The sequence below is a fragment of the Pectobacterium araliae genome (assembly GCF_037076465.1).
Taxonomy (GTDB): domain Bacteria; phylum Pseudomonadota; class Gammaproteobacteria; order Enterobacterales; family Enterobacteriaceae; genus Pectobacterium; species Pectobacterium araliae.
This window is the reverse complement of the sequence record NZ_AP028908.1, coordinates 1,906,523-1,921,360: the sequence shown is the minus strand read 5'-3', so window position 1 is coordinate 1,921,360 and position 14,838 is coordinate 1,906,523. Positions and strand designations below refer to the sequence as shown.

The 14,838-nt window shown below is 51.5% G+C and carries 12 protein-coding genes; 9 read left to right on the top strand and 3 right to left on the bottom strand.

The window, feature by feature from the left end; translation table 11 throughout:
* The first annotated feature begins 62 nt into the window (after positions 1-62).
* The 5 genes from cydD to AACH44_RS08720 all read left to right on the top strand — a co-directional run bounded on the left by cydD (position 63) and on the right by AACH44_RS08720 (position 5,281).
* The gene (cydD, locus tag AACH44_RS08740; protein ID WP_261849185.1) at positions 63-1,829 is read left to right on the top strand and encodes a heme ABC transporter permease/ATP-binding protein CydD; all 1,767 of its coding nucleotides are present in this window, start codon (positions 63-65) and stop codon (positions 1,827-1,829) included.
* A complete protein-coding gene (gene cydC, locus AACH44_RS08735) occupies positions 1,829-3,568 on the top strand; it encodes a heme ABC transporter ATP-binding protein/permease CydC (protein WP_338659567.1) in 1,740 nt (579 codons plus the stop codon). The genes cydD and cydC overlap by 1 nt, the downstream gene beginning before the upstream one ends.
* A gap of 34 nt (positions 3,569-3,602) precedes the next feature.
* A complete protein-coding gene (aat, locus tag AACH44_RS08730; protein WP_261849183.1) occupies positions 3,603-4,307 on the top strand; it encodes a leucyl/phenylalanyl-tRNA--protein transferase in 705 nt (234 codons plus the stop codon).
* Positions 4,308-4,420: 113 nt separating this feature from the next.
* Positions 4,421-4,639: a translation initiation factor IF-1 gene (gene infA / locus AACH44_RS08725; RefSeq protein WP_002211347.1), complete on the top strand. Its 219-nt coding sequence runs from the start codon at positions 4,421-4,423 to the stop codon at positions 4,637-4,639.
* A 261-nt stretch (positions 4,640-4,900) separates the two neighbouring features.
* Positions 4,901-5,281: a VOC family protein gene (locus AACH44_RS08720; protein ID WP_137740449.1), complete on the top strand. Its 381-nt coding sequence runs from the start codon at positions 4,901-4,903 to the stop codon at positions 5,279-5,281.
* Positions 5,282-5,406: 125 nt separating this feature from the next.
* On the opposite strand, the gene clpA is transcribed toward AACH44_RS08720, so the two are convergent.
* Together clpA and clpS are read right to left on the bottom strand one after the other, a co-directional pair.
* The gene (clpA, locus tag AACH44_RS08715) at positions 5,407-7,680 is read right to left on the bottom strand and encodes an ATP-dependent Clp protease ATP-binding subunit ClpA (protein ID WP_261849182.1); all 2,274 of its coding nucleotides are present in this window, start codon (positions 7,678-7,680) and stop codon (positions 5,407-5,409) included.
* 29 nt (positions 7,681-7,709) lie between these two features.
* Entirely contained in the window at positions 7,710-8,030 is a 321-nt protein-coding gene (clpS, locus tag AACH44_RS08710) for an ATP-dependent Clp protease adapter ClpS (RefSeq protein WP_005967385.1), read from the bottom strand.
* Between the two features lie 548 nt (positions 8,031-8,578).
* Here clpS and cspD point away from each other — a divergent pair.
* Entirely contained in the window at positions 8,579-8,800 is a 222-nt protein-coding gene (cspD, locus tag AACH44_RS08705) for a cold shock-like protein CspD (protein WP_039300708.1), read from the top strand.
* A gap of 112 nt (positions 8,801-8,912) precedes the next feature.
* Here cspD and AACH44_RS08700 read toward each other — a convergent pair whose 3' ends face one another.
* Positions 8,913-10,577, bottom strand: coding sequence for an ATP-dependent endonuclease (locus AACH44_RS08700; protein WP_261849227.1), 1,665 nt, complete (start codon positions 10,575-10,577; stop codon positions 8,913-8,915).
* A gap of 310 nt (positions 10,578-10,887) precedes the next feature.
* Between AACH44_RS08700 and AACH44_RS08695 the strand changes: the two genes are divergently transcribed.
* The 3 genes from AACH44_RS08695 to hcr all read left to right on the top strand — a co-directional run bounded on the left by AACH44_RS08695 (position 10,888) and on the right by hcr (position 14,731).
* A complete protein-coding gene (locus AACH44_RS08695) occupies positions 10,888-11,787 on the top strand; it encodes a lysine exporter LysO family protein (protein WP_261849226.1) in 900 nt (299 codons plus the stop codon).
* Between the two features lie 188 nt (positions 11,788-11,975).
* Positions 11,976-13,628: a hydroxylamine reductase gene (hcp, locus tag AACH44_RS08690; RefSeq protein ID WP_261849181.1), complete on the top strand. Its 1,653-nt coding sequence runs from the start codon at positions 11,976-11,978 to the stop codon at positions 13,626-13,628.
* A gap of 95 nt (positions 13,629-13,723) precedes the next feature.
* The gene (gene hcr, locus AACH44_RS08685; RefSeq protein WP_261849180.1) at positions 13,724-14,731 is read left to right on the top strand and encodes an NADH oxidoreductase; all 1,008 of its coding nucleotides are present in this window, start codon (positions 13,724-13,726) and stop codon (positions 14,729-14,731) included.
* Positions 14,732-14,838 lie beyond the last annotated feature (107 nt).

The following is a 14,838-nucleotide window of genomic DNA, read 5'->3' as shown; positions in this document are numbered from 1 at the left end:
ACAGTTACATAAGAGTTATTTTCTGTTAAGTCCATTTCTGCAACATAACGAACTGGTGCCCGATGAAAAAAACCAGACAGCAAGAACTGACCGCCTGGCTGAAACAGCAAAGCAAGCTGGCGCAACGTTGGTTACGGCTTTCACTGCTGCTCGGATTTCTGAGCGGCGCACTAATCGTGGCACAAGCCTGGCTCTTAGCCACCCTGTTGCATGCCTTGATCATCGAGCATACCCCCCGAGAATCCCAGCTCTCCCCCTTCTTTCTGCTGATCGCCACCTTTATTTTGCGTGCGCTTAACAGCCTGTTACGCGAGCGTGTCGGTTTTCTTTGCGGACAAGCGGTTCGACAGCACATTCGTAAGCGGGTACTGGATCGATTACAGCAGCTCGGCCCGGCCTGGGTTCAGGGTAAACCCGCGGGTAGTTGGGCAACAATGATTCTTGAGCAGGTGGATGATATGCAGGACTATTACGCCCGCTATCTGCCGCAAATGTATCTTGCCGCGCTGGTCCCGCTGCTTATCTTGATCGCGATCTTTCCACTCAACTGGGCCGCAGGACTGATTCTATTTCTCACCGCACCGCTTATTCCCTTGTTTATGGCGCTGGTCGGTATGGGTGCCGCGGATGCCAACCGGCGTAACTTTCTGGCGTTGGCTCGCCTAAGCGGACACTTCCTCGATCGCCTGCGCGGGATGGAGACACTCCGCCTGTTTCATCGCGGTCAGGCTGAAACCGAACAAATCCGCCATGCCTCAGAAGATTTCCGTAGCCGCACCATGGAAGTGCTGCGCATGGCATTTCTCTCCTCGGGCGTGCTGGAATTTTTCGCCTCCATTTCTATCGCGGTTGTCGCCGTCTATTTCGGTTTCTCTTATCTCGGAGAACTCGATTTTGGTCATTATGGAATGGGCGTCACGCTCTTCGCTGGTTTTCTCGTCCTAATTTTAGCACCGGAGTTCTTTCAACCTTTACGCGATCTAGGCACCTTCTACCATGCCAAAGCTCAAGCTATCGGTGCAGCGGAATCACTGGTGACTTTTTTAGCCGAGGAAGGCGAATCGGTAGGTTTTGGCACCGATGAATTCAGCAGCGATACCGCCATTGCCATCCACGCGGAAGACCTGGTTGTCCTCGCACCAAACGGCACGCCGTTAACCCAACCATTAACGTTCAATATCCGCGCAGGCGAACGTATCGCGTTAGTCGGTATCAGCGGAGCAGGAAAAAGTTCACTGCTTAATGTTCTGTTGGGGTTCCTGCCTTATCGTGGTTCATTAACCGTAAATGGCAAAGCTCTCAACTCGCTTACGTCTGAATCGTGGCGTAAGCAATTGAGCTGGGTTGGGCAAAATCCCCATTTACCGGAACAGACGCTGCGCGGCAATATTTTACTGGGTAATCCACAGGCCAGCATTGTGGAATTGCAGCAGGCGATTGAACGCGCGTACGTGCAAGAATTTTTACCACAACTGCCACAGGGGTTGGAAACGTCCATCGGTGATGGTGCTGCACGTTTATCCGTTGGGCAGGCACAGCGCGTCGCCGTTGCCCGTGCGCTTATCCACCCTTGCAACTTATTGCTGCTGGATGAACCATCAGCCAGCCTCGATGCCCACAGCGAGGAACTGGTTATGAGCGCACTGAACGCGGCAGCACGTTCTCAGACCACGCTGCTGGTCACGCACCAGCTCAACGATATCACCGATTATGATGCCATTTGGGTGATGGAAGAGGGTCGACTGGTTCAGCGGGGGAATTATCAAACACTTCTCGCCGAAACAGGCCCCTTCGCGGCACTGCTGGCACAACGACAGGGGGCGCTGTAATGGCTCAGATAAAAACGATGCGAGTATTAAAACCCTTTCTGGCACTTTATCGTCAACACATTTGGCGCTTAAGTCTGGGTGTCGTGCTGGCAATCGCCACATTGCTGGCCAGCATCGGCTTACTCGCCCTATCCGGCTGGTTTCTCGCTGGAGCCGCACTGGCAGGGATTGTCGGGCTACTCACCTTTAATTATATGCTGCCTGCCGCAGGCGTGCGGGGCGCCGCTATCGCGCGTACCGCTGGACGTTATGGCGAAAGAGTCGTCAGCCACGATGCAACATTTCGTGTTCTGCTGCGTCTGCGCGTTTTCACCTTTTCTCGTATTCTGCCGCTCTCTCCCGGCGGGCTGGCACAGTTTCGTCAAGCTGAACTGCTAAACCGGCTCGTGGCAGATGTGGATACACTTGACCACCTCTACCTTCGCGTTATTTCGCCTATTGTCAGCGCCTTTGTCGTCATTCTCATCGTCTGTTACGGTCTGAGCTTCATTGATGTCACATTGGCTCTGACGCTTGGCGCTATCATGCTGGTGCTCTTGCTCTGTCTGCCTGTTCTGTTTTATCGCGCAGGTAACGGCATCGGGCAGGATTTAACCGCACTACGGGCACAATACCGCCTTCAGCTAACCACCTGGCTGCAAGGTCAGGCGGAGTTAACCGTTTTTGGCGCACTCGACCGCGTCCGACAACAGCTGGCACTGGTGGAAATTAACTGGCTACGTCGCCAACATCAGCAAGCCAATCTTACTGGTTTGTCTCAGGCGGTGATGATTTTATGCAGCGGGCTGACTGTTACGCTGATTCTGTGGCTGGCAGCCGATGGCGTTGGCGGTAACCCACAGCCCGGTGCGTTGATCGCCCTGTTCGTGTTTGCGTCGCTTGCCGCCTTCGAAGCGCTGGCTCCCGTCACGGTGGCCTTCCAGCATATGGGACAAGTGATTGCTTCCGCCGCCAGGGTCGATCAAATTATTCACCAGCCCATTGACGTTACGTTCCCTGAACATGGACCAGAGACATCGAGCACAGCCTCACTCGAACTCTCACATGTCGGTTTCACTTATCCCGGTCAGCCACAGCCCGTGTTGCAAAACATCACGCTCTCGATTCAACCGGGCGAACACCTGGCATGGCTTGGGCGCACCGGATGCGGAAAATCGACGCTATTACAATTGCTGACTCGCGCATGGAATTGTGAATACGGGGAGATTACGCTCAATGAACACCCGCTAGCCAATTGGCGGGAAGACGATCTCCGCGCCATGATGAGTGTCGTACCACAGCGCGTACATATTTTCAGCGCCACGCTGCGTGATAACCTGTTACTGGCAGCACCGGCTGCACGAGATGAAAAACTGGCCGAGATATTACAGCAGGTTGGGTTAGAAAAACTGCTAGAAAACGAGGGGCTGAATGCCTGGCTGGGAGAAGGCGGTCGTCAGCTTTCCGGTGGCGAACAGCGGCGTATCGCGTTGGCACGTGCCTTATTGCACGACGCACCGCTCGTTCTATTGGATGAACCTACTGAAGGGTTGGATGCAGAAACCGAAAAGCGTATTCTGCAACTGCTCCGCCAGCACTGTGCCAATAAGACGCTGATCGTCATCACCCACCGGTTATACGGTTTAGAATCAATGGATCGCATCTGTATTCTGGACGATGGTAACGTAATCGAACAGGGCAGCCATCAGGCTTTGATGGCACAACAAGGTCGTTATTGGCAATTTCGCCAACACGTTTAAGGCAAACGTCGTTGCAATACAACGTTTGAAAAACATGCACCTCTATCAGCTATCGTCTCACTCGCTTCAGTTTCCTGATCCGAACCATGCGCTGGATGACCCCAATGGCCTGCTGGCCGTTGGCGGCGATCTCTCTGTTCCCCGGCTAAAAGCGGCCTACCGCCAGGGAATTTTTCCCTGGTTCTCCCCCGGTGAACCGATCTTATGGTGGTCTCCGAATCCGCGTGCGGTTCTGTTTCCCGGCGAGTTTCACCTCAGCCGCAGCATGAAAAAATTTCTGAAGCGCCACACTTTTATCGCCACGCTCAATCAGGCATTTGATGATGTCATTCACGCTTGTGCACACGAACACCACGATGGCACCTGGATTACGCCGGATATCATTTCGGCTTATCGCCAGCTTCATCAGGTAGGGAAAGCACATTCCGTCGAAGTGTGGCATAATGGCGCACTGATTGGTGGGTTATACGGTATTGAACAAGGGCGATTATTTTGCGGCGAATCAATGTTTAGCCGCACGGATAACGCCTCAAAATACGCACTGTTAGTGTTTCAGCAGCATTTTATTCGCCATGGCGGTCAGTTGATTGACTGTCAGGTGTTAAATTCCCACACCGCCTCACTGGGCGTGTGTGAAATTCCCCGAGATCGCTTTCTACAGCAGCTGTCCCAGTGGCAGGATATCGCTGTCGATGAGAATTGTTGGTTACCACAACAGCTTGCAGAACCGGCGTGGTGATAAAAGAAAACGGGTAAATAACGCGCCAAACGTGAACGCTTCTTTACATAATGTCGGTTTTTCGGCATTATCTTGCGGTTAAAAAATAAAGGTAGTTAGACCTAGAGGATTCGATGGCCAAAGAAGACAATATTGAAATGCAAGGCACCGTGCTTGATACGCTGCCCAACACCATGTTCCGCGTTGAATTGGAAAACGGGCACGTGGTTACCGCTCATATCTCCGGTAAAATGCGTAAAAACTATATCCGCATCCTGACGGGTGACAAAGTCACTGTAGAGTTAACCCCGTACGACCTGAGTAAAGGCCGCATTGTCTTCCGCAGCCGTTAACCGGTTCGCTCATCGCTGATAACAGCGATAAATGAGGATGTGACTCCTTCTCCAGCCCTTTCCTTCATGGCAAGGGCTTTTGTTTTTTGGATACTTTCCGCCCCTGCCCTCACTCTAACGTCATCTTGCCCATCGCCTTTCAATCCTGATTAAACGATCGCGCCAAATAAAATCATCTCTTTTTCAAAGATAATCGGCGTATAGTTAGTGTGGATATAAATTAAAGATACGATTGATGAAATGCTCATATAAGGACGTGACATGTTTAAACCAAATAGCTTAATCATTTATGTTGAAGATGTTTCATTAAGCACTGAATTTTATAAAAAAATATTAAAATCAGAACCGTTAGAAACCTATGAAGAATTTTCTGTTTTTCCCCTCTCCCCCGAGTTTATTTTAGGCATTCAGTCTAAATCAGGAATTGATCCAAAACCTCAAGCCCAATTTGGTGGGTTTGAAATTTGCCTGTCCGATGTCACCCCAAATGATGTAGACACGATATATCAGGAATGGAAAGAATTAGGCGTAAAGTTTGCACTCGAACCAATAAATCTTGAGTTCGGTTATACCTTTGTTGCCATAGATCCTGATGGGCATCGATTGAGAGTCTGCGCGACGGATACAAGCAACATTTCCTAGCCGGAGGCGACCTGTTGCTGGGTTCATTGCTCTCGGTGTCCTATAACAATAGATATCAATTGTAGTCGGCGCACCAATAAAAAAGGGATGCATCAGCATCCCTCTTAGGTAACACGCAGTATTGATTAATTAACGCTTTCCGCTTTTCGCTTCTGCGCACTCACGAAGCCATACGTCAGCTGTTGCGTTTCTTTATCCAGTTCCACCGTCACAGAGCCCCCGTCCACCAGCGAACCAAACAGCAGCTCGTTGGCCAGCGGTTTCTTGAGGCTTTCCTGCATCACGCGTGCCATTGGTCGGGCACCCATTGCTTTGTCATAGCCTTTCTCTGCCAGCCAGTCGCGCGCTTCATCGCTCACTTCCAGCGACACGCCTTTCGCATCCAGCTGCGCCTGAAGTTCTACGATAAACTTATCGACAACCTGCTGAATGACATCGGTCGACAGATGGTTGAACCAGATAATGCCGTCCAGACGGTTACGGAACTCCGGCGTAAACACCTTCTTAATTTCTTCCATCGCGTCAGTACTGTTGTCCTGATGGATGATGCCGATGGATTTACGCTGTGTTTCCCGCACGCCCGCGTTGGTGGTCATAACAACAATGACATTACGGAAATCCGCTTTACGACCATTATTGTCCGTCAGCGTACCGTTATCCATCACCTGTAGCAGCAGGTTAAAGACGTCAGGATGCGCTTTTTCGATTTCATCCAACAACAGCACCGCATGAGGATGTTTGATTACCGCATCCGTCAGCAAACCGCCCTGATCGTAGCCGACATAGCCTGGAGGCGCACCAATCAAGCGGCTGACCGTATGGCGCTCCATGTATTCGGACATATCAAAGCGCAGTAGCTCGATATCCAGCGCCTTCGCCAATTGCAGCGTCACTTCCGTCTTACCGACACCAGTAGGGCCAGCGAACAGGAAGGAACCGACCGGCTTACGCTCCTGGCCCAGCCCTGCACGACTCATCTTGATAGATTCAGACAGCGCTTCAATCGCTTTATCCTGCCCAAACACCAGCATTTTCAGGCGGTCGCTGAGGTTTTTCAGCACATCACGATCGCTGGCAGAAACCGTTTTTTCTGGAATGCGGGCGATACGGGCGACAACGGATTCGATATCACTCACGTTGACCGTTTTCTTACGTTTGCTTGCCGGCATCAGACGGCTGCGCGCGCCAGCTTCATCAATCACATCGATGGCTTTATCCGGCAAATGGCGGTCATTGATATATTTCACCGCCAGTTCTACCGCAGCACGAACGGCTTTTGAGGTATAGCGAACATCATGGTGAGCTTCATACTTCGGCTTCAGGCCATTGATGATTTGTATGGTTTCTTCCACGCTGGGTTCAGTGATATCAATTTTTTGGAAACGACGCGCCAGCGCCCGATCCTTTTCAAAGATATTGCTGAACTCCTGATAAGTAGTGGAACCGATGACGCGAATCCTACCGCTGGAAAGCAGCGGCTTAATCAGATTAGCGGCATCAACCTGACCACCGGACGCAGCACCCGCACCGATAATCGTGTGGATTTCATCAATAAACAGAATGCTGTTCTTATCCTGCTCCAACTGCTTCAACAGTGCCTTGAAGCGTTTTTCAAAGTCACCACGGTATTTAGTGCCTGCCAACAACGCACCAATGTCCAGTGAATACAGGGTGCACTCTGCCATCACTTCCGGTACATCACCCTGCACAATACGCCAGGCTAACCCTTCAGCAATCGCCGTTTTCCCCACGCCGGATTCGCCGACTAACAGCGGGTTATTTTTACGACGGCGGCATAATACCTGAATCGTGCGCTCCAGTTCTTTATCCCTGCCAATGAGCGGATCGATACCGCCAACGCGAGCCAGTTGATTCAGATTGGTGGTGAAGTTTTCCATACGGTCTTCCCCTCCTGCCTGTTCTTCATTGACGGGACTTTCAGGGTTTGGCGCCTGATCGGTTTCTTCTTTACGCGTACCGTGAGAAATAAAGTTCACAATATCCAGGCGGCTAACGTCATGCTTGCGCAGCAGGTAGGCAGCCTGAGATTCCTGTTCGCTAAAAATGGCGACCAGAACATTAGCACCAGAAACCTCACTGCGGCCAGAAGACTGCACATGAAAGACGGCGCGTTGCAATACGCGCTGGAAGCTGAGCGTCGGCTGAGTTTCACGCCCATCGTCACTCTGCGGTAATGTTGGTGTGGTCTGTTCAATGAAGGCTTCCAGTTCCTGGCGCAGTGCGGCTAAATCTACCGTACAGGCCTCCAACGCTTCACGCGCGGCCGGATTACTGAGCAGAGCCAGCAACAGGTGCTCCACGGTCATAAACTCGTGTCGGTGCTCACGCGCTCTGGCGAAAGCCATGTTGAGACTGAGTTCCAGTTCTTGATTGAGCATAGGCACCTCTCCCAATAAATCGCCTGACTTCAGGCTTTTTCCAGCGTACAGAGCAGCGGGTGCTCGTTTTCTCTGGCATAACGATTGACTTGTACGACCTTGGTCTCAGCCACTTCAGCGCTGAATACGCCACAAATTGCTTTACCCTGATAATGCACTGTTAACATAAGCTGTGTGGCACGTTCAATATCATAAGAAAAGAACTTTTGCAGAACGTCAATAACAAATTCCATCGGGGTGTAATCATCGTTATTCAACACCACGTTATACATGGATGGCGGCTGCAATTTTTCTTTCTGTTTATCAGCGGTCAGGTTCTCAGATTGTGACCACGTGCTGTTGTTTCCCATTCTCTATCCACATCATGTAACGAATATCGCGACTCACGATATTGGTCTGTTTATTCCCAATAAATCCGAGAAGCAGGAAATGAGCACCTGCGACTTGAAAGATGACGGGTATCTCTTAATGCTGGCGACTTAAGTATGGATTGAGGGGGAAACACGGTGATGAGGTTCCCGCAGGGATGCCTCGCACCGTGGTAGCCCCCAGTATCTCGATCCTTAAACGATCAGCATTACGGGTATCTCTACATTTACAGTAGCACGTCTGCTTTTTATTTTACCACCTGAGGGATTAAATGGTTCCCGGAAAGCAAAATTCAAGGCCTGTAACCTATATCTTGATGACACCACGCGATCGTGGATTAATCAATAGCGTTATCTGCATCAAACTTTGACAAACTGCCCTCCTCGCCGCACGGTGGATCGCTTGACGCCGGGATCGATTTCACTAAAGTGTACGGATGAATTGATGGGGTTTTAATCAATTCGTATTCGTAGTAACCAAATAACCACACCTTACTGAAAAAGAATACTCTTGCGAAGGATGTCAATGCATGGAGACAGGTACTGTTAAATGGTTCAATAATGCCAAAGGGTTTGGTTTTATCTGTCCAGAAGGGGGCGGTGACGATATCTTCGCACACTACTCAACGATTCAGATGGATGGCTACCGAACGCTAAAAGCCGGACAGGTTGTCAGGTTTGACGTACATCAAGGGCCGAAAGGCAATCATGCTTGCCTGATCGTCCCACAAATCGTCGAGGCCGTATCCTGATTCCTTCCACACCCTACACTTCTACTCAGAACACACGACGCTAAACAGTAAAAAATACAATGCGACAAATGCCGTTCGTTATACTGAACGGCATTTTTATCTTTTCATAACATTAATCGGCACGTCCGCGCGCCAGCCACAGCACACGAGAGAACATGCTACGGATGAGTGGAGGGATTGCATCGCTGCCCATTACCGCCGCCTCCATCGCGACTTCAATCGCCAGATCAGGCTTGGATGAACGATGGATAGCCTTGATGATAATTTTATGCATCGACAGCGGTACTTTCTCCGGCAGTTGCGCGATGCGGTGATAAACCTGACTAAATCCCTCACGATACATGTAGTGCTCCATATCCGATGCGGGCAAAACGGTCAGATGATCGCGTTCGCTCTCATTCTGCGTAGCTAGCAGGCTTCTTGCTGTTGCCGCATATTTTTTCCCAGCATCATCGCCATCGACCAGCACATGCCATTCAATCCCCATACGGTGTGCGAATCTCAGTAATGGCCGGATGCCTGACTGGGCAAACTCAATCACTTTCACCCCTTCCGCCTCAAAATGATGACCACACTGGCGTGCCAGTTCATTCAACATCCAGACTTCGGTCTCCCCTTCCACCAGCAGCCAGCAACGGGCAAAAAGCGAAGCCGGTCGATTCAGACGGATGTGAAAAGCGATACGTCGGCTGTCTTCAGCACTCATTCCCTGACGACCAATGCGGTATGTCGCAACGCGTGAAGATTCCCGCACCAAACGACACACCTGCTCCATCGGCACCAGCGACAGTAACTCCCCTGAATTGGTTGTCGTTACTTTCTGGAGTGGCAGTTGCATCAGAAGCCCCCAGGCGACTGACAGCATGATCGGGTGTAGCCGGGTTTCCGGGTCTTCAATCAGCAAGAGCGGACGCGCATGGGGATCCAACACCACCGATCCTTTCGCCTGTAACAGCGTAGAAAACAATTCCAGCAGGATAATTCGGCGACTGCGGCTATTGGGGTCGGCAATCAGACGGTTGATGTTGTCCAGCGATCGCCACGATTTACCGTTGTGCGTTCGCGCATGCCGATGATGGCGGCGGTCGTTGCCCGTCGCATTCTGCTCAGAAAAATAGTGCTCCAACAACTGTCGCATCGCCACTAAACCTTGACGCAGCTCTTTATCCGTTAATTTCTGCGGATTCTGCGCCAACTCGCGCATCAGTTGTTCAAACTGCTGAGCCAGTTTTTCATTATTGTTATCTACTGTCGCCGCCAGCGTCCCAGTACGCAGACGCCGCATAAAACGCGCATCACGCAGTCGTAAAACCGGATGCAGGCGGATGATCTCTCTAGCCAGTTCATCAATATCATCCAGCGGTATCGGGTGCCCATCAGCGTCCAGAAAGCTGCGCCAGGTGAAGACTGACTGGCTTTCGTCCACTTCCCCTTCCAGCCGATAAAAAACGCGGTATAGCGATTCATTTCCCTCGACCCAAACGGGGCTCAGCGAACGATAACGAGGGGATAGATGATGGCCGACTGCCGTCTCGCAAAAGGTAAAAATAACCTGAAGATGCTTTTCCCGGCTATTTTCATCCCCCGGCGTGAAGTGAAAGTCCTGCATATCAAAATGATAAAGCGGCAATGTGGGAGCCAGCAGCAGCGAAAGGGCATCCAGCAGGCTGGATTTCCCCCACGCGTTCTCACCAATCAGCACATTATTCTCGTCCAGTACCAGCGACAGACGATTGATTCCCCGAAATCCCAGGATTTCAATACTTTCCAGATGCATCCTTCTCTCCTGTAGCGACTGCCTGCGGTTTTCTGCTGCCAAGATAGCCATCGTATAGAATATCCTGCCAGACAACGCTTTACTCACTCCGATAATTTGTTTAATTTTAATAGATTATCGTATGTCTTCCCGCCAAGTGTAGCCGATGACGCTCACGACGGCTGCCAACGCACGGTTTACATTTCCTCTGCGCCACCGTTTGTCGGGGTAGAAATGAAGAAGAAAACCCCATGGTCTGACGACAACAATCCCGGTAACGCTAACATACGGGTTAACACCGTTTTTCTCGCGCAAGGACACCGATTCTGTGATGTATTCAGGATTATTAATGATTTTATTGCCGCTCATCATTGGCTATCTGGTGCCGCTACGTGCCAAAAAAACATTACAGGGGATTAACCAATTACTGGGTTGGATGGTGTACGTTATTCTGTTTTTGATGGGAATGAGCCTGGCCTTTCTGGAAGACCTCAGCAGCAATTTGTTACTAATCTTTCGCTACACGGGCGTTTTCGCATTTTGCATTCTCGCAGCAAACGGCATTGCGCTGTGGCTGTGGGAAAAACGTAGCGCATGGCACAGCAAATTTAAAAACGCCACCCCATTTTCTCGCCTGCATATGATTCTTGAATCATTCACTCTCTGCGGCGTCGTCTGCGGTGGATTTTTACTGGGATTAACACAATGGTCAGGATTCACCTACGCCAGCAAAGGCAGTGAATACGCGCTGATTTTTCTGCTATTCCTGGTCGGCATTCAACTGCGTAACAGCGGGATGACACTGCGCCAGATTGTGTTAAACCGTCGCGGGTTGGTCATTGCGCTCATCGTCGGTATCAGCGCACTCGGTGGTGGCCTGCTGGCCGCGTGGGTGTTGGGGTTACCGCTGAAAACCGGCTTGGCAATGGCATCCGGCTACGGGTGGTATTCACTATCTGGCATTCTACTGACCGATGCTCTCGGCCCCGTCATCGGCAGCGCCGCATTTTTCAACGATCTGACCCGTGAACTGCTGGCCATTATGCTGATTCCGGCGTTGGCGCAGCGCAATCGTTCCTGTGCATTAGGTCTTTGCGGCGCAACATCGATGGATTTCACCCTGCCCGTTTTACAGCGCGGCGCGGGTGTCGATATCGTACCCGCGGCTATCGTACACGGTTTTTTATTAAGCCTCGCCGCGCCAATATTGATGGCGTTCTTTACCTCATAAGTACACGCCTATCGTCGTTTTCTCCCTCGTTTATGGGCCGTGATTGAGAGTGATTTTCATTGCCCATCATCAAAATTGCGCTAAATCAAATTTACCTAAAGTTGCAGTAAAAAAGCCTTTTTACCTGCCTCGGCTGACACTATGCTTTAAACAAGCATTTTAAATGCAACTTAAAAAAGGAAGTCATTATGTTTTGTGTGCAATGTGAACAAACGATTCGTACCCCTGTTGGAAACGGCTGCTCTTACGCGCAGGGCATGTGCGGTAAAACCGCAGAAACCTCCGATCTGCAAGACCTGCTGGTCGCTGTGCTACAGGGACTTTCTGCCTGGGTGCTGAAAGCACGCGAGCTCGATATTATCGATCACGATGTCGACAGTTTTGCACCACGCGCCTTCTTCTCTACATTGACCAACGTTAACTTCGATTCCCAACGTATTATTGGCTACGCTCAGGAAGCCATCACGCTGCGTGAATCGCTGGCGGTTCGCTGCCGTCTGCACGATGCCACGGCAACCGTCGATCACCCGATGGCGGCGCTGCAACTGGCTGGAAACGATATTCCAACCTTACTGCAACAGGCGGAAGAATTTGCGCTGGATAGCGATAAAGCCATCATCGGTGATGACGTCCACGGCTTGCGCATGCTTAATCTTTACGGCCTGAAAGGTGCGGCGGCCTATATGGAGCATGCTCACGTTCTCGGTCAGTATGACAATGCACTCTATGCCGAATATCATGCTTTTATGGCGTGGTTGGGCACACAGCCAGCCGATGTCGATACCTTGCTGAACAACGCAATGGGCATCGGTAAAATGAACTTCAACGTTATGGCGATCCTCGATCGTGGCGAAACCGATGCCTACGGTCACCCACAGCCGACTTCTGTTAACGTGCGTCCGATTGCGGGTAAAGCCATTCTGATTTCCGGTCATGACCTGAAAGACCTGCGCATGCTGCTGGAGCAAACCGAAGGCACCGGCGTGAATATTTATACCCATGGCGAGATGCTGCCAGCACACGGCTACCCAGAACTGAAAAAATTCACGCATCTGGCAGGCAACTACGGCAGCGGCTGGCAGAACCAGCAGACTGAGTTTGCCAAATTCCCTGGCGCAATCGTCATGACCTCTAACTGCATTATCGATCCTAACGTAGGTAACTACGGCGATCGTATCTGGACGCGCAGCATCGTCGGCTGGCCGGGCGTGAACCATCTGGAAGGTGACGACTTCAGCGCAGTTATCAAACAGGCACAGAGTCTGGCTGGCTTCCCGTACAGCGAAATTGAGCACATGATCACCGTCGGCTTTGGTCGTGAAACACTGCTGAGCGCCGCAGATACCGTCATCGATCTGGTGGCACAGAAAAAGCTGCGCCACGTTTTCCTCGTTGGCGGATGCGACGGCAGCCGTGAAGAGCGTAGCTACTTCACCGACTTCACGCTGAACGTGCCACAAGATTGTCTGATCATGACGCTGGCGTGCGGTAAATACCGTTTCAACAAATTGGACTTCGGTACGCTGGAAGGCCTGCCACGTCTGCTGGATGTCGGCCAATGTAACGATGCCTATGCGGCCATTATTCTGGCGGTCAAACTGGCGGAAAAACTGGGTTGCGGCGTCAACGATCTGCCGCTAAGCCTGGTGCTGTCATGGTTTGAACAGAAAGCCATTGTCATCCTGCTCACCCTGCTGTCTCTCGGCGTGAAGAACATCTACACCGGGCCAACCGCGCCGGGCTTCCTGACGGATAACCTGCTTGCCATTCTGAACGACAAATTCGGTATGCGGGCGATTACCACCGTTGAACAGGACATGAACACCATTCTGGCCGCGTGATGAATTAAGACGGACAACGTACCGACAGTCATAACATGATGTCCCAGCGGCCACTTCCAGATGCGCCGTAAGTCCGTTTCTTTTGGAGAGTAACAATGACGATGCCGACACCGCTTTGCCCTAACCGCATGCAGGTGCACTCGATTACCCAGGAAACGCCGGATGTCTGGACGATTTCGCTGGTTAATCATGATTTCTATCCGTATCAGCCGGGCCAATATGCGCTAGTCAGCATCGCTAACAGCGCGGAGACGCTACGGGCGTATACGATTTCTTCTTCTCCGGGGCTCAGCCGTTTTGTTACCTTGACGGTGAGAAGGCTGGACGACGGCATCGGCTCTCGCTGGCTGACTCAAACGCTGAAAGTCGGTGATTATCTGTGGCTGTCTGATGCGCAGGGAGAATTTACCTGCGCTAACGCCGTCAGCGATCGTTACCTGATGGCCGCAGCAGGCTGTGGCGTCACGCCGATTATGTCGATGTGCCGCTGGCTGCTGGCAAACAAGCCGCAGACTAATATTCACGTTATCTTCAATGTGCGCAACCCGCAGCAGGTGATTTTCGCCAACGAATGGCAAGATCTGGTACAGCGTTATCCGCAGCAATTGCATCTTACGCTGATGGCAGAATTTGACGCCGCACCCGGTTTCCTTGCCGGACGTATCAGCGACGATCTGCTGGTCGAACACGTGCCGGATATCGCCAGCCGCACCGTGATGACCTGCGGCCCAGCGCCATACATGAACCAGATTGAAACCCTGACTCAGCAGCTTGGCGTGACCTCAAACCGTATCTTCAAAGAACAGTTCCGCCCGGCAGATGACGTGTTGGATGACGATGCCGATCGGCTCACGCTGACCATCAGCCGTCCGCTAAAAAATCTGCGCGTGCCAGTGGGTATCAGCCTGCTGGCCGCATTGGAAGCCAATAAGGTGCAGGTTATCGCCGCCTGCCGTGCTGGGGTGTGCGGGAGTTGTAAAACCCGCGTGCTATCCGGTAATTACACCACCAGCAGTACCATGACGCTAACACCCGCCGAGATCGCTCAGGGCTATGTTTTGGCCTGTAGTTGCCAGTTGCAAGGCGACACTGTTTTGGCCTAATTCCCTCCTCGTTTTACCCCCTTCTGCCTGATAGCCACGGTTATCGGGCAGGTAGACCAGCGTAAATTACGCGTTGATACCACACACTTTTCCTCACCACCTTCCTT